This is a genomic window from Nocardioides jishulii, assembly GCF_006007965.1.
In the GTDB taxonomy this organism is placed as follows: Bacteria; Actinomycetota; Actinomycetes; order Propionibacteriales; family Nocardioidaceae; genus Nocardioides; species Nocardioides jishulii.
The window spans coordinates 1105166-1131304 of record NZ_CP040748.1; the positions used below are offsets into that span (position 1 = coordinate 1105166).

26 protein-coding genes are annotated in these 26139 nt (G+C 71.0%); 19 read left to right on the top strand and 7 right to left on the bottom strand.

What is annotated here, in order from left to right; translation table 11 throughout:
- The first annotated feature begins 21 nt into the window (after nucleotides 1-21).
- Genes FCL41_RS05180 through FCL41_RS05195 form a run of 4 tightly spaced genes read left to right on the top strand, consistent with a single transcriptional unit; the run spans nucleotide 22 to nucleotide 2907 of the window.
- The gene (locus FCL41_RS05180; RefSeq protein ID WP_137066387.1) at nucleotides 22-531 is read left to right on the top strand and encodes a phage tail protein; all 510 of its coding nucleotides are present in this window, start codon (nucleotides 22-24) and stop codon (nucleotides 529-531) included.
- A gap of 13 nt (nucleotides 532-544) precedes the next feature.
- Nucleotides 545-1063: a phage tail protein gene (locus tag FCL41_RS05185; protein WP_137066389.1), complete on the top strand. Its 519-nt coding sequence runs from the start codon at nucleotides 545-547 to the stop codon at nucleotides 1061-1063.
- Nucleotides 1064-1120: 57 nt separating this feature from the next.
- Nucleotides 1121-1642: a phage tail protein gene (locus FCL41_RS05190; RefSeq protein ID WP_137066391.1), complete on the top strand. Its 522-nt coding sequence runs from the start codon at nucleotides 1121-1123 to the stop codon at nucleotides 1640-1642.
- 38 nt (nucleotides 1643-1680) lie between these two features.
- Nucleotides 1681-2907 (top strand): ABC transporter substrate-binding protein, encoded by a 1227-nt coding sequence (locus FCL41_RS05195; protein ID WP_137066393.1) that lies wholly within the window; start codon nucleotides 1681-1683, stop codon nucleotides 2905-2907.
- A 113-nt stretch (nucleotides 2908-3020) separates the two neighbouring features.
- On the opposite strand, the gene FCL41_RS05200 is transcribed toward FCL41_RS05195, so the two are convergent.
- Nucleotides 3021-3929: a hypothetical protein gene (locus tag FCL41_RS05200; protein ID WP_137066395.1), complete on the bottom strand. Its 909-nt coding sequence runs from the start codon at nucleotides 3927-3929 to the stop codon at nucleotides 3021-3023.
- 311 nt (nucleotides 3930-4240) lie between these two features.
- Between FCL41_RS05200 and FCL41_RS05205 the strand changes: the two genes are divergently transcribed.
- The 6 genes from FCL41_RS05205 to efeB all read left to right on the top strand — a co-directional run bounded on the left by FCL41_RS05205 (nucleotide 4241) and on the right by efeB (nucleotide 11179).
- Nucleotides 4241-5995 (top strand): acetolactate synthase large subunit, encoded by a 1755-nt coding sequence (locus FCL41_RS05205; protein WP_137066397.1) that lies wholly within the window; start codon nucleotides 4241-4243, stop codon nucleotides 5993-5995.
- A complete protein-coding gene (ilvN, locus tag FCL41_RS05210) occupies nucleotides 5995-6537 on the top strand; it encodes an acetolactate synthase small subunit (protein ID WP_137066399.1) in 543 nt (180 codons plus the stop codon). The genes FCL41_RS05205 and ilvN overlap by 1 nt, the downstream gene beginning before the upstream one ends.
- Nucleotides 6538-6631: 94 nt before the next feature.
- Complete coding sequence (ilvC, locus tag FCL41_RS05215; RefSeq protein WP_137066401.1) at nucleotides 6632-7657, top strand: ketol-acid reductoisomerase; 1026 nt, start codon at nucleotides 6632-6634, stop codon at nucleotides 7655-7657.
- A 166-nt stretch (nucleotides 7658-7823) separates the two neighbouring features.
- Nucleotides 7824-8702: an iron uptake transporter permease EfeU gene (gene efeU / locus FCL41_RS05220; RefSeq protein WP_137066403.1), complete on the top strand. Its 879-nt coding sequence runs from the start codon at nucleotides 7824-7826 to the stop codon at nucleotides 8700-8702.
- 20 nt (nucleotides 8703-8722) lie between these two features.
- Nucleotides 8723-9886: an iron uptake system protein EfeO gene (gene efeO, locus FCL41_RS05225; protein ID WP_137066405.1), complete on the top strand. Its 1164-nt coding sequence runs from the start codon at nucleotides 8723-8725 to the stop codon at nucleotides 9884-9886.
- A 42-nt stretch (nucleotides 9887-9928) separates the two neighbouring features.
- Entirely contained in the window at nucleotides 9929-11179 is a 1251-nt protein-coding gene (gene efeB, locus FCL41_RS05230) for an iron uptake transporter deferrochelatase/peroxidase subunit (protein WP_137066407.1), read from the top strand.
- Nucleotides 11180-11198: 19 nt separating this feature from the next.
- On the opposite strand, the gene FCL41_RS05235 is transcribed toward efeB, so the two are convergent.
- On the bottom strand, nucleotides 11199-12029 hold the full coding sequence (locus FCL41_RS05235) for an ABC transporter permease subunit (RefSeq protein ID WP_137066409.1): 831 nt from the start codon (nucleotides 12027-12029) through the stop codon (nucleotides 11199-11201).
- On the bottom strand, nucleotides 12026-12925 hold the full coding sequence (locus tag FCL41_RS05240) for an ABC transporter ATP-binding protein (protein WP_137066411.1): 900 nt from the start codon (nucleotides 12923-12925) through the stop codon (nucleotides 12026-12028). Before FCL41_RS05240 ends, FCL41_RS05235 begins: the two co-directional genes overlap by 4 nt.
- A gap of 151 nt (nucleotides 12926-13076) precedes the next feature.
- On the opposite strand from FCL41_RS05240, the gene FCL41_RS05245 reads away from it, so the two are divergent.
- The 4 genes from FCL41_RS05245 (at nucleotide 13077) to yczE (ending at nucleotide 17499) form a co-directional block, all read left to right on the top strand.
- Complete coding sequence (locus FCL41_RS05245; RefSeq protein ID WP_137066413.1) at nucleotides 13077-13781, top strand: DsbA family oxidoreductase; 705 nt, start codon at nucleotides 13077-13079, stop codon at nucleotides 13779-13781.
- Nucleotides 13782-13870: 89 nt separating this feature from the next.
- Complete coding sequence (locus FCL41_RS05250) at nucleotides 13871-14971, top strand: heparan-alpha-glucosaminide N-acetyltransferase domain-containing protein (protein WP_137066415.1); 1101 nt, start codon at nucleotides 13871-13873, stop codon at nucleotides 14969-14971.
- Nucleotides 14972-15134: 163 nt separating this feature from the next.
- Nucleotides 15135-16721, top strand: a complete 1587-nt coding sequence (gene serA, locus FCL41_RS05255) for a phosphoglycerate dehydrogenase (RefSeq protein ID WP_137066417.1) — start codon at nucleotides 15135-15137, stop codon at nucleotides 16719-16721.
- A 76-nt stretch (nucleotides 16722-16797) separates the two neighbouring features.
- Complete coding sequence (gene yczE, locus FCL41_RS05260; protein WP_137066419.1) at nucleotides 16798-17499, top strand: membrane protein YczE; 702 nt, start codon at nucleotides 16798-16800, stop codon at nucleotides 17497-17499.
- Between the two features lie 31 nt (nucleotides 17500-17530).
- Here yczE and FCL41_RS05265 read toward each other — a convergent pair whose 3' ends face one another.
- Complete coding sequence (locus tag FCL41_RS05265; protein WP_137066421.1) at nucleotides 17531-18097, bottom strand: O-methyltransferase; 567 nt, start codon at nucleotides 18095-18097, stop codon at nucleotides 17531-17533.
- 445 nt (nucleotides 18098-18542) lie between these two features.
- On the opposite strand from FCL41_RS05265, the gene FCL41_RS17615 reads away from it, so the two are divergent.
- The 5 genes from FCL41_RS17615 to FCL41_RS05285 are packed head-to-tail and all read left to right on the top strand — an operon-like array spanning nucleotide 18543 to nucleotide 24042.
- The gene (locus FCL41_RS17615; RefSeq protein WP_275403761.1) at nucleotides 18543-18671 is read left to right on the top strand and encodes a hypothetical protein; all 129 of its coding nucleotides are present in this window, start codon (nucleotides 18543-18545) and stop codon (nucleotides 18669-18671) included.
- A gap of 11 nt (nucleotides 18672-18682) precedes the next feature.
- Nucleotides 18683-19738: a 3-isopropylmalate dehydrogenase gene (locus FCL41_RS05270; RefSeq protein ID WP_137066423.1), complete on the top strand. Its 1056-nt coding sequence runs from the start codon at nucleotides 18683-18685 to the stop codon at nucleotides 19736-19738.
- A 9-nt stretch (nucleotides 19739-19747) separates the two neighbouring features.
- Nucleotides 19748-20821, top strand: a complete 1074-nt coding sequence (locus FCL41_RS05275; protein ID WP_137066425.1) for a branched-chain amino acid aminotransferase — start codon at nucleotides 19748-19750, stop codon at nucleotides 20819-20821.
- A gap of 21 nt (nucleotides 20822-20842) precedes the next feature.
- Nucleotides 20843-22660, top strand: a complete 1818-nt coding sequence (locus FCL41_RS05280) for a serine/threonine-protein kinase (protein WP_137066427.1) — start codon at nucleotides 20843-20845, stop codon at nucleotides 22658-22660.
- Nucleotides 22657-24042, top strand: coding sequence for an amidase (locus FCL41_RS05285; protein ID WP_137066429.1), 1386 nt, complete (start codon nucleotides 22657-22659; stop codon nucleotides 24040-24042). Before FCL41_RS05280 ends, FCL41_RS05285 begins: the two co-directional genes overlap by 4 nt.
- Nucleotides 24043-24051: 9 nt before the next feature.
- Here the strand turns inward: FCL41_RS05285 and FCL41_RS05290 are convergent, their stop codons facing one another.
- The 3 genes from FCL41_RS05290 to FCL41_RS05300 are packed head-to-tail and all read right to left on the bottom strand — an operon-like array spanning nucleotide 24052 to nucleotide 25965.
- Nucleotides 24052-24663, bottom strand: a complete 612-nt coding sequence (locus FCL41_RS05290) for an energy-coupling factor transporter transmembrane component T family protein (protein WP_239021789.1) — start codon at nucleotides 24661-24663, stop codon at nucleotides 24052-24054.
- 1 nt (nucleotide 24664) lies between these two features.
- Nucleotides 24665-25354, bottom strand: coding sequence for an energy-coupling factor ABC transporter ATP-binding protein (locus FCL41_RS05295; protein ID WP_137066431.1), 690 nt, complete (start codon nucleotides 25352-25354; stop codon nucleotides 24665-24667).
- Nucleotides 25351-25965, bottom strand: coding sequence for a biotin transporter BioY (locus tag FCL41_RS05300; protein ID WP_239021790.1), 615 nt, complete (start codon nucleotides 25963-25965; stop codon nucleotides 25351-25353). The genes FCL41_RS05295 and FCL41_RS05300 overlap by 4 nt, the downstream gene beginning before the upstream one ends.
- Nucleotides 25966-26139 lie beyond the last annotated feature (174 nt).

Consider the following 26139-nt stretch of genomic DNA (forward strand, 5'->3'; position numbering starts at 1 on the left):
GCCTCTCCGGAAGGAACCACCATGTCAGAGCCGTACCTCAGCGAGATCAAGTTGACGTCGTTCAACTTCGCACCCAAGAACTGGGCCTTCTGCAACGGCCAGCCCCTGCCGATCAACCAGAACCAGGCGCTCTTCGCGCTCCTGGGCACGACCTACGGCGGCAACGGGCAGACGACCTTCGCCCTGCCCAACCTCCGGGGGCGGGTGCTGCTGCACCAGGGCAACGGACACACGATGGGGGAGGCGGCCGGCGCGACGGCGGTGACCTTGAGCGTCCAGCAGCTGCCCCAGCACTCCCACGGGGTGGTGGCGCGCACGGGCCCCGGCAACGCGGACCCGGGACCGGCGCAGTCACTCGCGGCCGTGCCCGACGCCTACGCGTTGCCCGCCGTGGCCACAGGGTCGCTGACCGCGCTGAACCCGGCCAGCGTCACGAACACCGGGGGCAGCCAGGCGCACACCAACATGCAGCCCTACACGGTCCTCAACTACATCATCGCCCTCCAGGGCATCTTCCCCAGCCAGAACTGAGCAGGAGACACACATGGCACCCTACGTCGGCGAGATCCGGCTCGGCGCGTGGAACTTCCCGCCCCAGGGATGGGCGTTCTGCCACGGACAGCTGCTCCCCATCTCGGAGTACGACACCCTCTTCAATGTCATCGGGACCACCTATGGAGGGGACGGGCAGGAGACCTTCGCCCTCCCTGACCTGCGAGGGCGTGTGCCGGTCCACATGGGCACTGGCCCGGACGGCACGACCCACCAGATCGGTGAGATGGCCGGCGTGGAGGAGGTCACCCTCACCACCCAGCAGATGCCGAACCACACTCATGCCCTGGTCGTCTCCGACGGCCCCGGCACGCTCGACCTGCCGGGGGGCGGGATGCTCGCCACCCCGCCCGGTGCGCGGCCGTACGCCCCTCGAGCGACCCCTGGTACCCCTCTGGCTCCGACGACCCTGGTGCCGGCGGGCGGCAGTCAGCCGCACACCAACGTCATGCCCTACCAGGTCGTCAACTTCGTGATCAGCCTCTACGGCATCTATCCCAGCCAGAGCTGACCTCGCCGTCCCAGCCCCCCCGTCCGCCCCCGTCCGCCCTCAGCCCCAGGAGTCGACATGTCCGACCAGTTCGTCGGTGAGATCCGGTCCTTCCCCTTCAACTTCCCACCCACGGGGTGGGCCTTCTGCAACGGCCAGCTCCTGCCGATCTCGCAGAACACCGCTCTCTTCGCCCTGCTCGGCACCACCTACGGCGGCGACGGCAGGTCCACCTTCGCCCTGCCCAACCTCCAGGGATCCGCGGCCATGGCCCCCGGCCAGGGGCCCGGCCTCAGCGAGCACTTCCTCGGAGAGACCGGGGGAGTCGAGTCGGTCACGCTCCTGGAGTCGGAGATGCCGGTCCACACCCACACGGTGCGGGTCTCGCCGGACGAGGCGACCTCGCGTACGCCCTCGGCCAACGCCGCGCTCGCTACTCCGCCAGAGGGTGACCTCTACGGGACGGGTGGCAGCGAGGTCGCCATGGCACCCGAGACGCTGGCCCCCACCGGTGGCTCCCTGCCGCACAACAACATGCAGCCCTACTTGACCATGAACTACTGCATCGCCCTCCAGGGCGTCTTCCCGCCGCGCCCGTGACGCGCCGCCCACTCCCTCCCGTTCCAGGAAGACCCGACATGACCCTCACCGCGATCACCGACGCATCCGTCTCGCGCCGCGGCGTCCTCGCCGGAGGTGCGCTCACCGGTGCGGCGCTCACCCTCGAGGCCGCTCCGGCCCACGCGGCGAAGTCGCTGCGCGTGGGCGTCCTGCTCACCGCCGGAGTGGGGGACGGCCACGCGGGGCAGCGACTGCTGAAGGGGCTCCGCATCGGGTTCGGCCGGGCGGACGAGAAGGTGACCCTGCGCAGCCGCACGGTGCACTCACCCGGCACGGAGCACGCCGAGGCGCTGAAGGTGCTCGACGGAGGCGTCGACGTGCTCGTCGCGGCGATCTCCGGCGTGGCCCTGCCGCGGGTGGCCCAGCTCTGCGCGGAGCGCAAGGTCGCGCTGGTGGTCGCCAACTCCGGTGCCCACGTCAACGCCTCGTCCCTCAAGGGCGTGGTCGTCAACTCACTGCAGATCTGGCAGTCGGCCTTCGCGATGGGGCAGTTCGCTGCCCGTCGCCTGGGGAGCTCGGTCTTCACGATCGTCGCGGCGCCGGACGCGGGCTACGACTCCGTCTACGCGTTGCAGCGAGGTGTCAGCGGGGCAGGCGGTCGGGTCGTCGGTCGCGCGATCACGCACCAGGCGACCAAGGGCCTGGACGAGGCCGCCCAGCAGGCGCGCCGCAGCGGTGCGGCGGTCGTGAGCGTGCACGCCACCCAGCAGCGGGCGGTGGAGATCGTCAAGGCGTGCCGTGGCGCCGGCTTCCAGGGCAGCATCGTGGTCGACCCGCTCAGCCTCGAGCTCGGCGCGGCCGGTCGCGCCGAGCTCGCCCGCGCCGGGGCCTGGACGGCGTCCGCGTGGGCGTACGACCAGGGCAACTCGCACGCACGCGACTTCGCCCGTCGCTGGAAGCGCCAGGTCGGAGGGCGTCCCGACGCCTGGGCCCTGCTGGGCCACGACACCGCGTTGCTCGTCGCCGAGGGCGCGCGTCGCGTACGCCGCCGTGGGGGCGGCATGCGGTCGCTGGCCGCCAAGCTCACGCACGCCAAGGTCGGCGGCGCGCGCGGCCAGCAGGTCGTCAACGGTGCCACCGGCGTCGTCAGCACGCCCCTGGTCGTCCGTCGCTCACGTCCCAAGGACCTGAGTGGCTCCCGGGTCGTGGCCCGGCCGGCCCGTGTGGCAGGCAACGCACCCGCCATGGTCGTGCAGGGTCGCAAGGACAAGTCCGGCTACCTCAACGAGTACACGACGACCTGACCCCGTACGCCCCTACGTGGGCACATCGGTGATCTCACGGATGTGCGGTGGTCGTGCCCTGCGGCAGTCTGGATGACAGACAGCAAGGTGTTCCGGGGCACGTGACATGGGGGTCAGTCAGTCCCGGTGCTGCCGGGAGAGGGATCGTGCGTGGGGGTGCGCGACTCGTCCCGGTCAGTGTCCCGGGGGCCATCGGCCTCCGGGACACTTGCACGTCGCGCGTCGGTCGCCGGCCGGGTGGCGCGGCGCTGCTCCTCCTGCTTGCGGTGCCGTCGAGCCTCGTTGACGGCCAACAGGACGGCGAACAGCACAGGGACGCCGTACTTGACGAGCAGCGCGACCCAGGGTGGCAGCGAGAGGTCCGGCAGGTCCCAGTCCGGCCACGGGATCGAGGGCAGGCTGATGTCGGGCCACGGGATGGACGGCAGGTTCCAGTCGGGCCACCTGATCGAGGGCAGGTCCCAGTCCGGGACGAGCCGGGAGAGCCAGGGGAGCACCCACCGGGTGAGGACCAGGATCGCGAGCAGCGAGGCGACGATGCCGCCCCCCTTGGTGAGGCCTGCCCTGAGCGCGTGCAGATGGGGGTGCCGGCGGATCCAGTCCTGTCGCGCAGCCGCCCTGGAGCCCTCCTCCGGGGCGAGGTCGATGCCGCCGACACCCAGTGCGGCGTTCGCGGGCTCGCTGTGCCACGTGACGCGGCGGGTGGGCCCGACCAGGGCGGGGAGCCGCAGGGAGACGGCTCCCAGCGCTTCTCGTTCCTCCTCGGGCAGGGCCGCGAGCCGTTCGCGGTCGGCGTCCCACTCCGGGACGTCGTCGGGGAAGCTGCCGGCGGAGAGGTGGGCCTTGTCGTCGGCCGTCAACGCCACGGCCACGGTCTTCCCGCCGCGGCGCCACACCACCCGCTTGCGGATGCCTGCGTCACTGACCTCGACGACGTGGTCGTGCCCACCTTCGCTGAGGAACCAGCGCTCCGGCTGGTCCACCCGCTCGTCTCCGGTCTCCTCGGGCTCCTCGGTTGTCACGCCGACATCCTAGGAAAGCGTGACGTCCGCCTCACACCGCGCTCGCCAGCGGTGCCGAGGGGTGGGACTGCCGGCTCATCATGTGGGACGCGTGGCACACTAGGTTGACGTCGGGTGCCCGTGGCAGCGAGCGTATGGCCCATGCGCATGGACCTTCTCGTACGCACGCGACGCGTGAGCTGAAGACAACGTCTCCAGACACACGCGTCACCCCTCGTTGCCGATGATGGCCGAGGGGTTTTTTGTTGGGCACACGACGACGGCCGCCGACCGGCGGCCGACCTGAGCAGGGCAGTGAGGAAGAACAAGAGATGAGCGAGCAGGGCGGCGCCATCACCGGCGCACAGAGCCTGGTGCGATCACTGGAGCACGCGGGTGTCGAGCACATCTTCGGCATTCCCGGCGGCGCGATCCTCCCGGCGTACGACCCACTGATGGACTCGCGGCAGATCCGCCACATCCTGGTCCGGCACGAGCAGGCCGCGGGTCACGCTGCGCAGGGCTACGCCAGCGCCACGGGCCGCGTGGGTGTCTGCATGGCGACGTCCGGTCCGGGCGCGACCAACCTGGTCACCCCGATCGCCGACGCCTACATGGACTCGGTCCCGATGGTCGCCGTCACCGGCCAGGTCGGCTCCTCGCTGATCGGCACGGACGCCTTCCAGGAGGCCGACATCCGCGGCATCACCATGCCGATCACCAAGCACAACTTCCTCGTGAAGGATCCCGAGGACATCCCGCGCACCATCGCCGAGGCGTTCCACATCGCCTCCACCGGGCGTCCCGGTCCGGTCCTGGTCGACGTCACCAAGTCGGCCCTGCAGCAGATGACCGGCTTCACCTGGCCGAGCGAGATCAACCTCCCGGGCTACCGCCCCGTCACCCGCCCGCACAGCAAGCAGATCCGCGAGGCCGCCCGCCTCATGCTCGCCTCCAGGCGTCCGGTGCTGTACGTCGGTGGTGGCGTCATCCGTGCCCGCGCCGCGAAGGAGCTGCGCGCGCTGGCGGAGTACACCGGCATCCCGGTCGTCACGACCCTGATGGCCCGGGGCGCGTTCCCCGACTCCCACCCCCAGCACCTGGGCATGCCCGGGATGCACGGCACCGTCGCCGCGGTCGCCGGCCTCCAGCGCTCCGACCTGATCATCAGCCTGGGCGCCCGCTTCGACGACCGCGTCACCGGCAACCTGGACTCCTTCGCGCCCAACGCGCTGGTGATCCACGCCGACATCGACCCCGCGGAGATCGGCAAGAACCGTCACGCCGACGTGCCGATCGTGGGCGACGCCCGCGAGGTGCTGGTCGACCTGCTCACCCAGCTCAAGGTCGAGGCCGAGCAGGGTCGCGAGGGCGACTACGAGCAGTGGATCGACTTCTGCGCCACGACGAAGAAGAACTACCCCCTGGGCTACGACAAGCCGGCCGACGGCAGCCTCGCCCCGCAGTACGTGCTCGAGCGGCTGGGCAAGATCGCCGGGCCGGAGGCGATCTACACCGCCGGCGTGGGCCAGCACCAGATGTGGGCCACCCACTTCATCGGCTACGAGCACCCCAACACCTGGCTCAACTCCGGTGGCCTGGGCACGATGGGCTACTCGGTGCCCGCCGCGATGGGCGCCAAGGTCGGCGCCCCCGACGCCACGGTGTGGGCGATCGACGGCGACGGCTGCTTCCAGATGACCAACCAGGAGCTGGCCACCTGCGCGATCAACGACATCCCGATCAAGGTCGCGATCATCAACAACGAGTCGCTCGGCATGGTGCGGCAGTGGCAGACGCTCTTCTACAACGAGCGCTACTCCAACACCGACCTGCACTCCAAGCGCATCCCCGACTTCGTCAAGCTCGCCGAGGCGCTGGGCTGCGTGGGCCTGTCGTGCGAGTCCGAGGGTGACGTCGACGCCACGATCGAGAAGGCCATGGAGATCAACGACCAGCCGGTCGTGGTCGACTTCCGCGTCCACCGTGACGCCATGGTGTGGCCGATGGTCGCCTCCGGCACCAGCAACGACGAGATCCAGTACGCCCGGGACATGGCTCCCCAGTTCGACGAGGACGACCTCTGATGAGCAAGCACACCCTGTCAGTCCTGGTCGAGAACAAGCCCGGCGTGCTGACCCGCGTCGCGGCCCTGTTCAGCCGGCGCGGCTTCAACATCGACAGCCTGGCGGTGGGCCCGACCGAGCACGCCGAGATCTCCCGGATGACCATCGTGGTCAGCGTCGAGGAGTTCCCGCTCGAGCAGGTGACCAAGCAGCTCAACAAGCTGGTCGAGGTCATCAAGATCGTCGAGCTCGACGGCGGCGCCTCGGTGCGCCGTGAGCTGCTCCTCGTCAAGGTGAAGGCCGACGCGGAGACCCGCGGCAACGTCCTCGACGCCATCCAGCTGTTCAAGGCGAAGGTCGTCGACGTGGCGCCCGACGCCGTGACCATCGAGGTCACCGGCAACTCCGACAAGCTGCGCGACTTCCTCGCGGTGCTCGAGCCGTTCGGCATCCGCGAGCTCGTCCAGTCGGGCATGGTGGCGATCGGACGCGGTTCGCGCTCGATCACCGAGCGCACCGCCAAGCCGGTGTCCGTGCCGGTCGCAGGACCCTCGTACGTCTGACACACCGTCCGCCGGGCACCCCGCGCGGACACCCCGACCCGCCTGTTGCGAAGATTTCCAACAGCACCGCACCCCTCAAGAAGGAGAGCCCACCGTGGCTGAGATGTTCTACGACGACGATGCTGACCTGACCCTGATCCAGGGCAAGAAGGTCGCCGTGATCGGTTACGGCAGCCAGGGCCACGCCCACGCGCTGAACCTGCGCGACTCCGGCGTCGACGTGCGCATCGGTCTTCCCGAGGGCTCCAAGTCCCGCGCGAAGGCCGAGGACGAGGGCTTCACCGTCCTGACGCCCGCCGAGGCTGCCGCCGAGGCCGAGGTCATCGTGATCCTCGCGCCCGACCAGCACCAGCGCACGCTCTACTCCGAGTCGATCGAGCCCAACCTCAACGAGGGTGACGCGCTCGTCTTCGGCCACGGCTTCAACATCCGCTTCGGCTACATCACCGCGCCCGAGGGCGTCGACGTGATCATGGTCGCCCCCAAGGCTCCCGGCCACACGGTCCGTCGCGAGTACGTCGCCGGTCGCGGCATCCCGGACATCATCGCCGTGGAGAAGGACGCCACCGGCAAGGCCTGGGACCTGGCCAAGTCGTACGCGAAGGGCATCGGTGGCACCCGCGCCGGCGTCATCAAGACCACCTTCACCGAGGAGACCGAGACCGACCTGTTCGGTGAGCAGGCCGTCCTCTGCGGTGGCGTGTCGCAGCTGGTCCAGTACGGCTTCGAGACCCTGACCGAGGCCGGTTACCAGCCGGAGATCGCCTACTTCGAGGTGCTGCACGAGCTCAAGCTCATCGTCGACCTCATGTGGGAGGGCGGCATCGCCAAGCAGCGCTGGTCGGTCTCCGACACCGCTGAGTACGGCGACTACGTCTCCGGCCCGCGGGTCATCGACCCGAGCGTCAAGGAGAACATGAAGGCCGTCCTCGCCGACATCCAGAGTGGTGCCTTCGCCGAGCGCTTCATCGCCGACCAGGACAACGGCGGCAAGGAGTTCCTCGAGCTGCGCGAGAAGGGTGCAGCCCACCCGATCGAGGCCACCGGCCAGAAGCTGCGCAGCCACTTCGCGTGGAAGCAGCAGGACGCTGACTACACCGAGGGTTCTGCTGCACGTTGAGCCCCGCAGGCGTGCAGCGAAAGTTCTGCTGCTCGCTGAGCACCTGAACCACCCGTACGAAGGCCCGTCGCACTGCGGCGGGCCTTCGTCGTCCCTGCGTGCACGTCAGTGGCGTTTCGTGATCAAAGGTTAGGCAATCCTAAATTCAGGAGTAGCGTGCTGAATTGTGCTCGCGAACTACCTGATCGGACTGCGTGAGGGGCTGGAAGCCGCTCTCGTCGTGACGATCCTCATCGCCTACCTGGTCAAGACCGACCGGCGCCACCTGCTGCCCCGGATCTGGGCCGGCGTGGCGCTGGCCGTGGGTGTCTCGCTGGCCTTCGGTGCCGTGCTCGAGTTCGGCCCCCGCGAGCTCACCTTCCGCGCCCAGGAGGCGATCGGAGGTGTGCTGTCCATCCTCGCGGTCGGCCTGGTGACCTGGATGGTCTTCTGGATGGCCGAGGCGGCGCGCTCCCTCAGCGGTGAGCTGCGCGGCAAGGTCGACGACGCTGCCGACGGTCCATGGTGGTCGATGGTCCTGATCGCCGTCCTGGCTGTGGGCCGTGAGGGCCTCGAGACGGCGCTGTTCCTCTGGTCCGCCACCCGCACGGGAGCGCAGGGGAGTGGCGTGCAGCAAGCCACCTGGGTGCCGTTGGCGGGGGCCGCGCTCGGCCTCGCCACCGCGGTCGTGCTCGGCTACCTGCTCTACCGCGGCGCCATCCGCATCAACCTGACCCGGTTCTTCACCTGGACCGGCGCCTTCCTGATCGTGGTGGCCGCCGGAGTGCTGGCGTACGGCGTGCACGACCTGCAGGAGGCCGAGTTCCTGCCGGGCCTCCACGACAAGGCCTTCGACATCAGCGACACCCTGGCGCCCGACTCGTGGCCGGCGACGCTGCTCAAGGGCATCTTCAACTTCCAGCCCGATCCGACCGTCCTCCAGGTCGTCGTGTGGTTCGCCTACCTCGTGCCCACGATGGTCCTCTTCTGGCGCGGCGCCCGTCGCCGTGCCGCGCCGCCCGTCGCCGCCGCCGGTGCGGAGCCGTCCCCTTCCGTGTCCCACTGATCTCGCCAGGAGAACCCTTCATGCGTCTGCTCCACCGCGCCGCGCTTCCCGCGGTCCTCACGTCGTCGCTGCTGCTCGCCGGGTGCGCCGACAAGGTCGACGCCGACGACCCCCGAGCCCTTACGGTCAGCTCCAGCGCCGACGCCTGCGAAGTCTCCAAGGCCGAGGTGCCGGCCGGCACCGTCTCCTTCGAGGTGACCAACACCGGTGACGCGGTCACGGAGTTCTACGTGCTGGCCCAGGACGGGCTGCAGATCCTCGGCGAGGTCGAGAACATCGGACGCGACCTGTCGCGCACCCTGACCGTCCAGCTGCCCCAGGGCGACTACGTCACCGCCTGCAAGCCGGGCATGAAGGGCGACGGCATCCGTGCCGACTTCACGGTCTCGGCCTCCGACGAGAAGGTCGAGGTCTCCGCCGACGAGAAGAAGCTCGTCGACACCGCCGTGGTCAACTACCGCGCCTACGTGCAGGACCAGGCCGACCAGCTGCTGACGAGGACCGAGGAGTTCGCCCGGCTCTACACCAGTGGCAAGGACGACGAGGCGCGTGCCCTCTACCCCGTCGCGCGCATCCACTGGGAGCGGATCGAGCCCGTCGCCGAGTCGTTCGGCGACCTCGACCCGGCGATGGACCTGCGCGAGGCCGACGTCGAGCAGGGCGACGAGTGGACCGGTTGGCACCGCATGGAGAAGGACCTGTGGCCGGCACGCGCCGAGGGCTACACCCCGCTCACCCAGGCCGAGCGGGAGAAGTACGCCGCCGACCTGGTGGCCAACACCAAGAAGCTCGACGGACTCGTCGACGCAGACGACTTCACCTTCACCATCGACCAGGTCGCCAACGGCTCGACCGCCCTGCTCGAGGAGGTCGCCGCGGGCAAGGTGACCGGCGAGGAGGAGTACTGGAGCCGGACCGACCTCTACGACTTCCAGGCCAACCTCGACGGGGCCCGGGTCGCGTTCGAGGGCGTACGCCCCGTGCTCGACAGCAAGGACCCCGAGCTCGCCGAGACGCTCGACGCCCGCTTCACCGCCTTGGAGCAACTGCTGGCGCAGTACCGTGACGGGGACGGCTTCGTCGGCTACGACGAGCTCGACACCCAGGACGTGAAGCAGCTCAAGGACGGCGTGGACGCGCTCAGCGAACCGCTCTCCACCCTCGCGGCCGCCGTGCTCGCCTGAGTCGGATCCACCGCACCTCACGACGCCCAGAGAAGGCCCGACATGAAGATCACCCGACGCGGACTGATGACCGGAACCACCGGTCTCGCTGCCGGTGCGGTCGTGGGGGCCGCCGCCGGCGTGGCGACAGAGCGCAGTGGGGACTCCACCGGGGTGGCTTCCTACCCGTTCAGGGGTGCTCACCAGCAGGGCATCCTCACCCCTGTCCAGGACAGGCTGCACTTCGCGGCCTTCGACGTGACCACGACGGACCGCGCTGCCCTCGTGCGGCTGCTCCAGGACTGGACCGAGGCGGCCGAGCGGATGGTGGCCGGCGGCTCGGCCGGCCCGGTCGGCCCCGTGGAGGGCGACGACCGGCTCCCGCCCGACGACACCGGTGAGGCGATCGGGCTCCCGGCCTCTCGACTCACCCTGACCTTCGGGTTCGGGCCGGGCCTCTTCTCCGACGCCGACGGCGAGGACCGGTTCGGGCTGGCCGACCGTCGCCCGAAGGCGCTCCGGCCGCTGCCCCACTTCGCCTCCGACGCCATCGACGAAGCACGCAGCGGGGGAGACCTGTGCGTCCAGGCGTGCGCCGACGACCCCCAGGTCGCCGTCCACGCGATCCGCAACCTGGCCCGGATCGGGATGGGCACGGTTGCGGTGCGGTGGTCCCAGCTCGGGTTCGGGCGTACGTCGTCGACCTCGCGGAGCCAGGCGACCCCGCGCAACCTGTTCGGCTTCAAGGACGGCACGGCCTCGGTGAAGTCCGAGGAGCGTGACGCCATCGAGGAGTTCGTCTGGGTGGCACCGGGGGACGACCCGAGGGCCGAGTGGCTCGCCGGAGGCTCCTACCTGGCGGCCCGCCGGATCAACATGCGGATCGAGACCTGGGACCGGCAGTCGCTGCGCACCCAGGAGGAGCTGGTCGGTCGCACGAAGTCGTCCGGCGCCCCTCTCTCGGGCGGTGACGAGTTCGACGAGATGGACCTGGAGATGCCGGGCCGGGACGGGCCCGTCGTGCCGGTCGACAGCCACGTCGCCGTGGTCCACCCCGACAACAACGGCGGCGTCAGGATGCTGCGCCGTGGCTACAACTTCGTCGACGGGTCCGACGTGCTGGGAGGCATGGACTCCGGCCTCTTCTTCGTCGCCTTCGTGCGCGACCCCGACACCCACTTCATCCCGTTGCAGTCGGCGATGGCCAAGCAGGACGCGTTGATGGAGTACCTGAAGTTCACCGGCTCGGCCCTCTTCGCCGTCCCGCCGGGAGTGCGTCCCGGCGAGTTCGTGGGCCAGGCCCTCTTCGCCTGACCCACGAGCTCGCCTCAGCTCACTTGATCTCGCTGCGCATCAGGAAGCGCAGGCCCACGACGAGCGGCGCGACCATCCAGAGCAGCGCGGTGACGCCGAGCTGGGCCCACGCCTCGGTGCCCGGCACGCGCTCGTACAGGTAGGTGACGTTGTAGAAGAGGTCGACCCACGGCCACACGTCGTGGAACGACTCCTGGTAGAAGGCCAGCGCCCCGAAGACGTTGGGCAGGATCAGGCTGTAGACGAAGTAGCCCACGATCGCGGCGGGGGAGTTGCGCAGCACCACGCCGAGGGTGAAGCCCATCAGCATCCCGAGCACGTTGGCCAGGACGACCATGGCCAGGTCGACGGCCTCGAACCCCCAGACCGGGTCGACGCCGTGCACGGCCGCACCGAGCAGGTTGCCCAGGGCGCCCACACCCATCGCGACCAGGATGGCGACCACCCCGACGACGACGGTCACCACGGCCTTCGCCACGATCACGCGGCCGCGGTGGGGGACCAGGGTGAAGGTGGTCAGCCCGGTGCGCTGGCTCCACTCCGAGGTGACCGAGAGGATCGCGAGGATCGGCAGGATGATCGCGATCGGCATGCCGACGGCGGTCGAGAAGCTCTCGTAGGTGATCGCTGACTCGTTGCCGAAGACGATCACGCCCGCCGAGGCGAGCACCGACAGGATCGCGATGCTGGCCAGCAACCAGAACCCCGAGCGGGTGTTGAACATCTTCACGAGCTCGACCCGCAGCAGGCCGGGGAGCCTGATCGGGGCGAGGTCGGAGCGGCGACGAGCGGGTTCCCGCGTCGGCGCCGTGCCGACGGTGGCCGGGTCGTAGGTGGTCGTGGTGCTCATGCTGCAACTCCTTCACGCTGTGAGGCGGCGGTGAGCTCGAGGAACATCTCCTCGAGGCCGGCTCCGTCGGCCGAGCGGAGCTCGGTGAGGGCGACGCCTGCGGCCAGCGCGACCCGGCCGACCATGTCGGGGGAGGCGTCGGTGTGCAGCGCCTTGTCCGGCGTACGCGTGACCATCAGGCCCGCGGCCGTGAGTGCGGTGTCGAGCGCCTCGACGTCCGTCCCGCGTACGACGGTGCCGGCGGCGGCGAGGAGCTCGGCCTTGGTGCCCTGGGCCACCACGCGCCCGTTGCCGATCAGGACGAGGTCGTCGGCGATCACCTCGATCTCGTGCAGGAGGTGCGAGGAGAGCAGCACCGTCCCGCCGTCGTCGGCGAAGGTGCGCAGCAGGTCGCGCATCCAGCGGATCCCCGCCGGGTCCAGCCCGTTGGCCGGCTCGTCCAGGATCAGTACCTCGGGGTCGCCCAACAGGGCAGACGCGATGCCCAGGCGCTGACGCATGCCCAGGGAGTAGTGCCGCACCCGCCGGGTGGCCTCCTCCTCGGTGAGCCCGACCAGCGCCAGCATCTCGTCGACACGGGCGACGGGAAGACCCATCGTCAGCGCGGCGACCTTGAGGATGTCGCGTCCGGTCCGGCCCGCGTGCTGGGCCGAGGCGTCGAGCAGGACGCCGACCTCGCGCCCCGGGTTGGGCAGGTCGGTGAAGTGCCGGCCGTTGACCAACGCCTCGCCGGTGGTGGGTGGGGTCAGCCCCACCATCACCCGCATGGACGTGGACTTGCCCGCGCCGTTGGGTCCCAGGAAGCCGGTGACCCTTCCGGGCTGCGCGGTGAACGAGACGTCGTCGACGGCGAGGAAGCCGCCGTACCTCTTGGTGAGAGCGTTGATGGTGATCATGGGTCCACCTTCGCGTCGGTGTGGCTCCGCGCACATCGGGGAGAGCAAGGGGGTCGACCCCCGGGGCACCCCGAGAAGACCTCAGGGTCCACCCCTGCCCCACACAGGGGAGACCTGGGAACAGAACGACCCTCGGCGGTGTTGGCCGCACATGCGCATCGAGATCTGGAGTGACGTCGTCTGCCCCTGGTGCTACATCGGGAAGCGTCGTCTGGAGACCGCCCTGGCCGACTTCGGCCACGCCGACGAGGTGGAGATCGTGTGGCGCTCCTACCAGCTCGACCCGAGCGCCCCGAAGGACGAGGTCGTCACGACGGTGGAGGCCCTGGGGGCGAAGTTCCCCGGCGGCCCGGAGCAGGTCACCGAGATGCTGGCACGCACGCGCGGCATCGCCGCCGAGGAAGGCCTCGCGTTCGGCGAGCACTCCGTCCACGCCAACACCGTCGACGCGCACCGCGTGCTGCACCTGGCGCTGGAGGTCGGCGGTCCTGCGCTGCAGGGCGCGCTGAAGGAGGCGCTCCTTCGCGCCCACTTCGTCGACAACCGCAACGTGGGTGACGCCCAGGTGCTCACCGACGTCGCCGTGACGACCGGCCTGCCGGCCGATCGGGTCGCCGCCGTGCTGGCGGGCGACGAGTATGCCGACGCCGTGACCGCCGACGTGGCCCAGGCCCGGGCGTACGGCGCCACCGGCGTCCCCTTCTTCGTGGTCGACGGCAAGTACGGCGTCGCCGGTGCCCAGGCCTCCGAGGTGTTCAGCCAGGTGCTGGAGCAGGCGTGGGCCGACTCCCACCCCGCGATCGCGGTCGTCGGCGGCGACGCTGACGCGTGCGGCCCCGACGGGTGCGCGATCTGACCGGTCTCGACTGAGGCTGAGGAGCGCCGCGGTGACCGCTGCCTGAGTCTCACGACTCGTCTCGGCCCCGCGTACGCCATCATGTGCGGGTGACCTCGACCACAAGTACGTCCCGCCCCGTCCGGGCCACCCCCACCACGGCGCCCGACGTGGCGCGGGAGTGGGGCGTCGACCTGGCGCGCGGCGTCGCGATCATCTCGATGTTCGTGGCGCACACCGCGCCCACCGCCGGCCCCGGTGGGGTGCTGATGCTGTCGGAGTACCTCACCTTCCCGCTCTTCGCGCTGCTGGTCGGCGCCGGGGTCGAGCTGGGTGCGCGGCGTACGAGGGTGTGGGAGCACGGCGCCGCCTCGCTCGTCCGGGCGGCGGCGCTCCTGCTCGCGGGATGGCTGTTGGCCAAGGCCGGCGCGTGGATCGTGATCGTGCTCGCGCCGCTCGGCCTGCTCACCCTGCTCTGCTGGGCGGTGTCGCGCCTGCCCTCGTGGGGCGTCGCGCTCGTGGGGCTGGGCGCCGGGCTGGTCGCGCCGTGGAGCATCGAGGCCAGCCGCTCGACCGTCAGTGAGCTGGCCCTCGCACAGGAGACGGGGCGTCTGTGGTGGTTCGAGCTCTTGGTCAGCGCCTACTACCCCCAGGCCGTGCTGCTGCTGGTCGGGTGCGCCGGCATCCTCGTCACCCGGCTGCTGGTGCCCCGTGACGGACGCCCGGCGTCCTGGCCCACCACGGGTGTCGTGATCGGTGCGTCGGGCGCCGTCTTCCTGGCCCTGGCCGCGCTGCACCTGACGGGGCGGACCGAGATCGTCGCCTACCGCACCACGTGGCCCGAGGAGCTCTTCGTCACCGCGTTCGCCGTCGGCGTCTTCGCCGTGTGTCTGGTCGTGGCGCGGGCTCGCCTCGTACGCCAGGTGCTCGCGCCACTGGCCTGGGTCGGTGCGATGACGCTCACCGTCTACGTGCTGCACGTCGGCTGGCTGGCCTGGTGGGTGCGGGGTCTCCACCCGGGCGTCTCCGACGACGCCTGGAGCAACGTCATCGGGATGAGCGTGGCAGCACTCCTGCTGGCGACGCTGTGGCGGCTGCTCCGCGCGCCGCGCCCCTGGAGCCGCGGACCGCTGGAGGGCGTCGTTGGTCTTGCCGTGCAGCTGGCCACGGCCGGGGTCAGGGATCGCCGCGCCGCACCGGAGCCGGAGTGAGTACGCGGAGTGAGAACCAGGTCTCACCAACCCGGCCCGGGCGCTCCGACGCTCGCGTCGACGGGTAGCATCGGGCCCAAGCACAGCGTTGTGCGCACCGCGTCGACGACCAGTCCGCGGGTCTGCCACCCATCACATCTCTGACTTAGCTGAGGACCCAGCTGTGACCAAGCCTGTCGTACTCATTGCCGAAGAGCTCAGCCCCGCCACCATCGAGGCGCTGGGCCCGGACTTCGAGATCCGCCACTGCAACGGTGCCGACCGCACCGAGCTGCTCGCCGCCATCGTTGACGTGGACGCGATCCTGGTGCGCTCCGCCACCAAGGTCAACGAGGAAGCCCTCGCCGCCGCGAAGAAGCTGAAGGTCGTCGCCCGTGCCGGCGTCGGTCTGGACAACGTCGACGTCAAGGCCGCCACCCAGGCCGGCGTCATGGTGGTCAACGCCCCCACCTCCAACATCACCAGCGCCGCCGAGCTCGCGGTCGCCCTGATGCTGGCCGCGGCCCGCCACATCAGCCCGGCCCACGCCGCGCTGGTCAACGGCGAGTGGAAGCGCTCGAAGTACACCGGCATCGAGCTCTTCGAGAAGACCGTCGGCATCGTCGGCCTCGGCCGCATCGGCGTCCTGGTCGCCCAGCGTCTCCAGGCCTTCGGCATGAAGGTCGTCGCCTACGACCCCTACGTGCAGGCCGGCCGCGCCGCCCAGATCGGCGCCCGCCTCGTCGACCTCGACACCCTGCTCGCCGAGTCCGACTTCATCAGCGTGCACCTGCCCAAGACCCCCGAGACCGTGGGCCTGATCGGCGCCGACCAGCTCGCCAAGGCGAAGAAGGAGCTCGTCCTCGTCAACGCCGCCCGTGGTGGCATCGTCGACGAGAACGCCCTCTACGAGGCCCTCAAGAGTGGTCAGATCGCTGCCGCTGGCCTCGACGTCTTCGACAAGGAGCCCTGCACCGACAGCCCGCTCTTCACCCTGGAGAACGTCGTCGCCACGCCCCACCTCGGCGCGTCGACCGACGAGGCCCAGGAGAAGGCCGGCGTCGCCGTCGCCAAGTCGGTCCGCCTCGCCCTGTCGGGTGAGCTCGTGCCCGACGCCGTCAACGTCCAGGGTGGCGTCATCGCCGAGGACGTACGCCCCGGCATCCCGCTCACCGAGAAGCTCGGCCGCGTCTTCACCGCCCTCGCGGGCGAGGTCGCGCAGCAGATCGACGTCGAGGTCCGCGGCGAGATCACCGAGTACGACGTCAAGGTGCTCGAGCTGGCCGCCCTCAAGGGTGTCTTCGCCGACATCGTCGAGGACCAGGTCTCCTACGTGAACGCCCCGCTCCTGGCCGCCGAGCGCGGCACCGCGGTGCGCCTCGTCACCGAGTCCGAGAGCCCCGACCACCGCAACCTCATCACCATCCGCGGCACGCTCGCCGACGGCCAGCAGATCTCCGTCGGCGGCACCCTCGTGGGGATCGCCCAGAAGGAGCGTCTGGTCGAGGTCAACGGCTTCGACGTCGACATCGAGCCCACCGAGCACCTGGCGTTCTTCACCTACGAGGACCGTCCGGGCATGGTCGGCACCGTCGGCCGCATCCTGGGCGAGTCGAACGTCAACATCGCCGGCATGCAGGTCGCCCGCCACGCCAAGGGTGGCCACGCCCTGGTCGCCCTGTCGGTCGACTCCGCGATCCCGGTCGAGTCGCTCGCCGAGATCAAGGGCGCGATGACCGCCACCCAGGTGCGCGCGGTCAACCTTTCCTGACGCACGGACGACCACGACCCGGTGCCACCTCGGTGGCGCCGGGTCGTGCCGTGTCCGGCCTTCCTAGAGTGGGCGCATGTCCCGGACCACCCCTGACCCCGCTCCGGTCGTCCTCCTCGACCTGGGCCCGGTCGCCCAGCTCCGCGCCGGCCGGCTGGGGCGCCGCCTCGTGCAGCTCTTCCTCGGCCTGCTCGTCTACGGGCTCTCACTCGCCCTGATGGTCGAGGGAGCGCTCGGCGTCGCTCCGTGGGACGTCATGCACCTGGCGATTACGCGCTACGTGCCCCTCACGCTGGGGCAGGTCGTCATCGTCGCCAGCTTCGTGGTGCTGCTGGCGTGGATCCCGTTGCGCGAGAAGCCGGGGCTGGGCACCGTCGCCAACGCCTTCGTGGTGGGCCTGTCCACCGACGCCGCCCTGGCCGTGCTGCCGACGCCCGACTCGCTCACCCTGCGGATCGCCTTCGTCGTGCTGGGCGTGGTGCTCAACGCGGTGGCCACCGCTTTCTACATCGGCGCCCAGCTCGGGCGGGGGCCCCGCGACGGACTGATGACGGGCCTGGCGCGGCGCACGGGCGCCTCGCTGCGCCTCGTGCGTACGTCGCTCGAGGTCTCCGTCGTCGCCGCCGGCCTTGCCCTCGGTGGGCGCCTCGGGGCCGAGGTCGGCGCCGGGACGGTGCTGTACGCCCTCGCCATCGGCCCGCTCGCGCAGGCGTTCCTACCGTGGGCGCTGGTGCACCTTCCGGCGCCTGATCCCGTCGAGGTCGGCATCGACGGCTGAGCGTCCTGCCGGTGGCGCGGGGGAGTGGGGGTCAGCGACGCGTGGCGATGAGGACCGACGCGTCGTGGGCGATCATCACCTCGACCGCGGTGAAGCGCTCGTCGGTCAGCCACTCCTCGCGCAGCGTGTCGACGCGGCCGAGGTAGATCGGGGGCCACGACTCGCAGGGGGTGAAGTCGTCGAGCACGACGATGCCACCGGTCTCGACGAGGTCGGCGACGGTGTCGACCCGGACGCTGTCCGGGTCACCGGAGTCGAGGAAGAGCAGGGAGAAGGGGCCCTTGCTCGACAGGCTCGACCAGTCCGCCTCGAAGACCTCGACGGAGTCGTCGTCCTCGAAGATCTCCGCCGCCGCCTTCGCCAGGCGGGGGTTGAGCTCGGCGGTCAGGATCCGCGCGTCGGTCTGGACGCCGGAGCGCAGCCAGGCGGTGCCGACCCCGCACCCGGTGCCGAACTCGGCGAGGACGCCGTCGCGGGTTGCAGCCAGGGCAGCCAGCAGGCGGCCCGTCTCGTTGCGGCAGAACGACACGTAACCCGCCTTGCGGGAGACGTCGAACGCGCGACGGACGATGTCCGGAAGATCGGGGGGTGCACTCACCTCGGAAGTGTCGCACCGGGGTGGTGAGTGTGACGTACGTCGTCCACCCGCTGAAACCCTCGACAGCGCGCGGCGCGCGACGTATGGTCCTCCCATCATGTGGAGCGTGCTCGTACTCATCGACTGCCGCGGCGAGGCCTGACAGAGGGCCACCTCGCCGCGGTGTTGCGGTGATGCACGTGGCCCTCGGACTCGCAGCCTTTCGCTCCGCACTGATCTCCTGACCTGAGCAGCGCAACCCGCTCGCTCCCGGTCCGACGATCGGACGTCCTGCCGCCCCACCAGCTGGCGACGTACGCCTCGCGACCCGCGAGCTGCTCCGACCCGGGCCCGTCCTGGCGACTGCCTCATCAGGCGTCGCCGACGCCTCCGCGGTGCGGAGCGCGAGGCTCCATCCCCCCTCATCCGACCCCGGTCCCCGGGGTCGCACCCCTCAGGAGAGAACATGTACGAGTTGAACCCGGCCGACTGGGGCCCCGGACGTCACAACCCTTCGGCTCCCCACAGCCACCACGCGCTGCAGCTGGCAGTTGACCTGCGAGATGCCGCCGACCAGCGACCCGACGACAACTAACCTCCGGAGCCATGACCACCACCCCACCCGAGTCCCCGATCAAGCTCGCTGTCATCCCCGGCGACGGGATCGGACCAGAGGTCACCGCTGAAGCGCTCAAGGTCCTTGACGCAGTGGCCCCCCACGCCTTCTCCACCACCCACTACACCCTGGGTGCGGAGCACTACCTCGCCACCGGCGAGGTCCTCCCCGACTCGGTCCTGGACGAGGTACGTGGTCAGGACGCCATCCTGCTCGGCGCGATCGGCGGCAAGCCGAACGACCCGAACATCCCGCCGGGCCTGCTCGAGCGCAGCCTGCTGCTGCGTCTGCGCTTCGAGCTCGACCACCACGTCAACCTGCGCCCCTCGAAGCTCTACCCGGGCGTCGGCTCCCCGCTGGCCTCGCCCGGCGAGATCGACTTCGTGGTCGTGCGTGAAGGCACCGAGGGCCCCTACACGGGCAACGGTGGCGCCATCCGCGTCGGCACCCCGCACGAGATGGCCACCGAGGTCAGCGTCAACACGGCGTACGGCATCGAGCGCGTGGTGCGCGACGCGTTCGCCCGTGCCGAGCGCCGTCGCCGCAAGCTCACCCTGGTCCACAAGACCAACGTGCTCGTGCACGCCGGCTCCATGTGGTGGCGCATCGTCAACGAGGTGGCGACCGAGTTCCCCGACGTCGCCGTCGACTACCTGCACATCGACGCAGCCACCATCTTCATGGTCACCGACCCGGCTCGCTTCGACGTGATCGTCACCGACAACCTGTTCGGCGACATCATCACCGACCTGGCCGCCGCCGTCACCGGAGGCATCGGCCTGGCCGCCTCGGGCAACCTGAACCCGTCGCGCGCCACCCCGTCGATGTTCGAGCCCGTGCACGGGTCGGCGCCCGACATCGCCGGCCAGCAGAAGGCCGACCCCACCGCCGCCATCCTGTCGGCCGCGATGCTGCTCGACTTCTTCGGCATGACCGAGGCAGCCGAGCGCGTCGAGAAGGCCGTTGCCGCCGACATCGCCGAGCGGGTTGCCGGCGAGTCCCGTCCCACCGCCGCGGTCGGCGACGCCGTCGCGGCCCGAGTGTAGGTTCAGACCATGGAGATCAGCACCACCCTGACCGACTCACCGGTCGACGACGCCCGGCTCGCGGAGATCCTCTCCGACCCGGGTTTCGGGCTCCACTTCACCGACCACATGTTCACCGTCGAGTGGACGCCGGAGAAGGGCTGGCACGACGCCCGGATCACGCCCTACGGCCCGCTCACCCTCGACCCCGCCACGGCGGTCCTGCACTACGCGCAGGAGACCTTCGAGGGCATGAAGGCCTACCGTCACGCCGACGGCTCGGTCCACCTCTTCCGCCCGGAGGCCAACGCCGAGCGGATGATCACCTCCAGCCAGCGGCTCGCGCTGCCCGAGCTGCCCGTCGACGACTTCATCCAGGCCGTCGAGGCCATGGTGAAGGTCGACGAGCGCTGGGTCCCGGAGGGTGAGGGCGAGAAGTCGCTCTACCTGCGTCCGTTCATGTTCGCGAGCGAGAAGTTCCTCGGCGTCCGCCCCAGTCAGCACGTCACCTTCATGGTGATCGCCAGCCCGGCGGGCTCCTACTTCAAGGGCGGCCTCAAGCCGGTCAGCCTCTGGCTCACCGAGGAGTACACCCGCGCGGGCCGCGGTGGCATGGGTGCTGCGAAGACGGGCGGCAACTACGCCTCGTCCCTGATCGCGCAGCAGGAGGCCACCAGGCACGGGTGCGACCAGGTCGTCTTCCTCGACGCCCAGGAGGGTGTCTACGTCGAGGAGCTCGGCGGGATGAACATGTACTTCGTGCATGCTGACGGCTCGATCACCACGCCCGCCACCGGCACGATCCTCGAGGGCATCACCCGCTCCTCGATCATCACGCTGGCTCGCCAGATGGGCCACGAGGTCACCGAGCGCCGCTTCGCCATCGACGAGTGGCGCAAGGGGGTGGAGTCCGGGGACATCGTCGAGGTCTTCGCCTGCGGCACGGCTGCGGTGGTCTCCCCGGTGGGCGAGCTGCGCTCGGCCGCGGGCACGCTTCCGGCACCGGAGTCGACGGAGACGACCATGAAGATCCGCTCCGCCCTGGTCGACGTGCAGTTCGGCCGCGCCGACGACACCTTCGGGTGGTTGCGCCGGGTGCTGTGACTCGAGGGCTAACCTCGTGACGTGAGCGTCCACCCACGACCCCCATCGCCCCCGCCCGGGCTGAGCGTCGGCGGCTACCAGCTGCTCGCCCGCCTCGGCGAAGGTGGCATGGGGGTCGTGCACCTCGCCCGCAGTCCGTCGGGGGAGCGGGTGGCCCTCAAGGTGATCCGTCCCAACGTCATCGGCGACGACGAGTCACGCGCTCGTCTGGCCCGCGAGGTCAACTCGCTCCTGCGCGTCCGGAGCCGCTGGGTCGCCGAGATCATCGACGCCGACCCGTGGGGCGACGTGCCCTTCGTGGCCACGCGCTACGTGCCCGGCTACTCGCTGCACGACCAGGTCAGGCAGGTCGGCCCGCTGGAGGGCGACGAGCTCGTCTGGTTCGCCCGGTGCCTCGCGCAGGCGATCGGGGCGGTCCACGACGTCGGTGTCGTCCACCGCGACATCAAGCCCTCCAACATCCTGATGGAGGGGCGCACGCCCGTCCTCATCGACTTCGGCCTGGCTCGTCTCGCCGACGACGCCCGGCTGACTGCGCAGGGGTGGCTGCTGGGCACCCCCGGCTACCTCGCGCCGGAGATCCTGCACGGGGAGGACGCCAGCGTCGCCTCCGACATCCACTCCTGGGCGGCGACCGTCGCCTTCGCCGGCACCGGCCGGGCTCCCTTCGGCAGCGGGCCGTCAGTCGCGGTGATGGACCGCGTACGCCGTGGCGAGCACGACCTCACCGGCCTGCCCGAGGAGGTGGCCGAGGTGGTCCTCGCCGGCCTCGACCCCGAGCCCCGCAACCGTCCGACCGTGGCCGCGATCCTGACCTGGCTCGACCTCGACGACCCGGCCGTCTGGGCGGAGGAGGAGGCGCTCGCCGACGAGGAGGACGAGACCGCGACCCGCTACGTGGCGCTGGAGCCGTTCCCGACGACGCGGCCCTACACCCAGTACCGCCCCGAGCCCGCGCTGCACGTCGTGCCCGAGCCCGCCCCGCCCACGCTGGCCGTGCCGCTGGGCGACGTCCCTGCCGCCACACGTCTCGACGGGCCAGCCGACGTCGCTGCCTCTGCCCGTCCCGACCCCTATGCCGACCCCTGGCAGGCGCCGCGGTGGCCCGGTGAGGAGTGGCCCGGTGAGGAGTGGCGCGACGCTCAGGGCGGGCCGGGCCCCACCGCGTACGGACCCCCCGTTCCGCCCGAGGAGCGCGAGATCCGGTTCGCCGACGACCCGTGGGCGGTGCCCGAGCAGGTCGAGCCCGCTCCCAAGGTCGGGTTCGCACTGCGCCTGCGTCGCGCCGCCCTGCTGCTCTGCCTGGGGCTGGGCGTCGCGTTGTGGTTCGCCGCCGCCCCCTGGGCCGCGGCGATCTCGGTGACCCTCCTGGTCTGGTTCGTGCGGACGCTCTCGCGCACCGCCAGCGCTGCGGCTGAGCGCCGCACCCTGCGCGGGGCCAAGTGGTACGACGGCATGCAGACGGTCGCGGCCACGCCGGTGCACGTCTTCTCCTCGCTGCCCGGCACCTTGGCGTTGCTGCTGTGGGCGACCGGCCTCGGTGCGGTGGGCGGCCTGCTCTGCTTCGCCGCCGGCACCCAGCCACAGGTGGTCCTGGCTGCGGTCGGTGCCGGCGTCGCCCTCGGCGTCTGGGTCGGGCCCGGCGCCACGCGCGTACGCCGTGGGGTCGCCCCGCTCGTGCGCCCCTTCGCTGCCCACCCCGCGGTCTGGCTGCTGACGCTGGTGGCGGCGGGCGTCGGCCTCGGGTTCGTCGCCAGCGGCCTCGACGGCGGGTCAGCCGGTGATCCCACCGGCCTCCTGGGCCGCGTGCCCACCGCTTGGTTGGATCGCCTGCCATGACCGAGCTGCACGACCTGACCGCGCTGGAGCAGGGGAGTGCCGTACGCCGCGGTGAGGTGTCACCCGTCGAGCTCGCCCAGCACTACCTGGACCGCGCCGACGACGTGGGCGCCTTCGTCACCCGCGTGCCCGAGCTGGCGCTGGCACGGGCAGCGGCGTTGCCGCGCCAGGGCGCCTCCCCGCTGCACGGCGTGCCGACCGCGATCAAGGACTTGAACCCGACCGCCGGCGTGCGCACGACCTTCGGCTCGGCCTCCTTCGACGACTACGTGCCCGACTTCTCCGACCAGGTCACCCTCTCGATCGAGGCCGCGGGGATGGTCTGGCTCGGCAAGACCAACACGCCTGAGTTCGGATCGCCCTGCTACACCGAGCCCGACGTCGGCCCGCCCGCGGTGACGCCCTGGGACCGCTCCCGCACGGCCGGCGGCTCCTCGGGCGGCGCGGCAGCAGCGGTGGCTGCGGGACTGGTGCCGGTGGCGCAGGGTTCCGACGGCGGTGGCTCGATCCGGATCCCGGCGTCGTGCTGCGGGTTGGTCGGACTGAAACCTTCACGAGGACGCGTCAGCGGGGCGCCGTTCTACGGCGACCCCGTGGGGCTGGCCACCGCCGGGACGCTGGCCAGGACGGTGGCCGACGCCGCCGCGATGCTCGACGTGCTCGCCGGCCACCGGGTGGGGGACCCCACCTGGGCGCCGGACCCCGCGCAGAGCTTCCTCGAGGCCACGCGCCGCGAGCCCGGTCGTCTGCGGGTGGCGCGGTTCGCGGCCCCGGTGCTCACCGACGTCACCGTCGGCCCGGAGTGCCTCCAGGCGTGGGAGGACGCCTCGGCGCTGCTGGAGTCGCTGGGCCACGACGTCGTCGACGTCGACGTGCCGCTTCCGCGGGCCGCGGTGCCGGTCTTCGAGACCTGCTGGGCCGTGCTGACCGCGCTCTCCACCGCCCCACCCGGTCGCGAGCACCAGCTCCGACCGCTGACGACGTGGCTCACCGAACGGGGACGCGCGGTCTCCGGTCCCGACTTCGGGCTGGCGATCGGCGAGATGCGGCGTCACGCCGCCCACGCCCTCGAGGCGCTCGCTCCCTACGACGTCGTGCTCACCCCGACGCTGGCCGCCCCGCCCGTCGCCGTGGGTGCGTTGCGCGACGACGCCGACCCCGAGGCTGACTTCGAGGCGCAGAAGCGCTTCACCCCGTGGACGTCGGCCTGGAACGTCACCGGGATGCCGGCGATGTCGCTGCCGACCCACTGGACCCCTGACGGGCTGCCGGTCGGCGTCATGGTCGCCGGGCGTCCGGCCGAGGACGAGCTCCTGCTGTCGTTGGCCGCGCAGGTCGAGGCGGCCAGTGACTGGCGAGGGCGTACGCCGCCGGGCTGGTGAGCCGCTGGCTCAGTCGTCGCCCAGCCCACGGGCGTGCAGCGCGTCGCCGGTGTCGCGGGCGTGCGCGACCGTGCGCACCACGAAGGGGGTGAGCCAGGTGCGCGGGCTGCGCTCCAGGCCGCGGGCTCGCGCCGCGTCACGGGTCTCGGCAGCGATCGTGAGCAGTACCGGGATCGATCGGAGCACCAGGCTGAAGGCCAGCGCCACCTTCTCCGGGTTGGCCCCGAAGCGCCGCAACGGGCCGACGGCGCGCACGATCATGTCGAGGAGGGCATCGACGGGCGTGGTGGCGGTGAGGACGGTCGCGAGCAGGACCAGGGCGAGCAGGTCGCCCACCTGCTCGACGGCGACCTGCCACGTGCCGAACAGCAGGTGGTAGGCGAGCAGGACCGCGGCCACGAGGAAGAAGGCACGCAACGTCCGCACGGTGGCCCTGACGCCGGTGCCCGACCAGCCGACCAGCCCGAGCGCGAGCAACAGGGCGACCAGACCCGACACCGGGCCGCGGACGAGCACCACCACGGTGCTGAGGCCCATCAGGGCGAGCATCTTCGCTCCGGCCGGCATCCGGTGGAGCAGGGTGGTCCCGGGGCTGTAGGTGCCCAGCAGGGTGCCGTTCACCTCAGACGCTCGCCCGGTAGTGGTCGACCACCTCGGCGGCAGGACCGTCGAGGACGACCCGTCCACCGCTGAGGAGCAACGCCCGGTCGCAGCGCGCCGCCAGCTCCAGGTCGTGCGTGCAGACGACGACCTGCTGCGGCAACGAGAGCAGCAGGTCGCCGATCATCCGGCTGTTGGCCAGGTCGAGCAGGGTGGTCGGCTCGTCCGCCACCACCACGTCGGGCTCGCACGCGAGCACGCCGGCGATCGCCAGGAGCTGTCGCTGGCCGCCGGACAGCGCGTGGACGCTCCGGTCGGCGAGCTCCTCCAGGCCGTACGCCGCCAGCACCGTCCGCGCCGCGGCCTCCCGGGCACGGCGGGAGCGGTGGAAGCGCCGCAGCGACAGGGCCACGTCCTCCAGCACGGTCGGCATCACGAGCTGGGCGGAGGGATCGGTGAAGACGAAGCCCACCTTGCGCCGCACCTCGCGCCCCTCCTCGGCCACGTCCAGGTCGTCGACGACCACCCGGCCGGAGCTGGGGGAGACGAGGCCGTTGAGCAGCCGGGCCAGGGTCGACTTGCCCGATCCGTTGGCGCCGATGAGGGCGATCCGCTGCTCGGTCAGCTCCAGGCTCGTCTCGGCGAGGATCTCGACCTCGCCGTCGGCCGTGGTGGCGTTGACGACGACCCGGTCGAGGAGGAGGCGGCTCACGCGTCGATGGTCTCGCGCCTCGCCACGGTGCGGCGTCGCGGGGTGGGCAGCAGGTCGGGGAAGGCGGCGTGCACCGAGGTGGCCACGACGGCGGTGACGAACGCCTTGACGAGGTCGCCGGGGATGAAGGTGGCGTTGTAGGCCGTCGCGGCGGTCCACGTCATCTCGGCGCGCCACACCATGCCCGCGATGCCGAGGGGGTGGATGACCAGGAACGTGGCGACCAGGCAGGCGCCGAGGACGAGGGCGAAGCCCAGGGCGCTGCGGCGACGACGGACGTACTGCACGAGGAAGCCCGCGACCGCCGCCGCGAGCAGGAAGCCCACGAGGTAGCCCGCCGAGGGGGTGAGGAAGACGCTGGGGCCCGAGCGTCCCTGTGTGAAGACCGGCAGGCCCGCGATGCCGACCAGCAGGTAGAGGCCGACGGCCAGGAAGCCGCGCCACGGGCCGAGCAGCGCCCCGGTGAGCAGCACGCCGAAGGTCTGGAGCGTGATCGGGACGGCGCCGCCGGTCTGGACGGCGGGCAGCACCGCGCAGACGGCGATGAGGGCCGCGAAGGTGGTGACCAGCGCCAGGTCCCTGGACTCGAGACGAAGGGAGTGGGTGGACACGCGGGTGCCTTTCGACGGGCGACGGCCGGGGGACCGGGAGCGGCCCATCGGGGACTGGTTCACCTGAACGGTGATCAGGTGAACGGCGTTCAGGTTATGGTGGGGTCCGCGTCGCGTCAACCGGTTCGCTGATGGATCATCGATGTGACTCGCACCACCAGCCCAGCTGTCCGG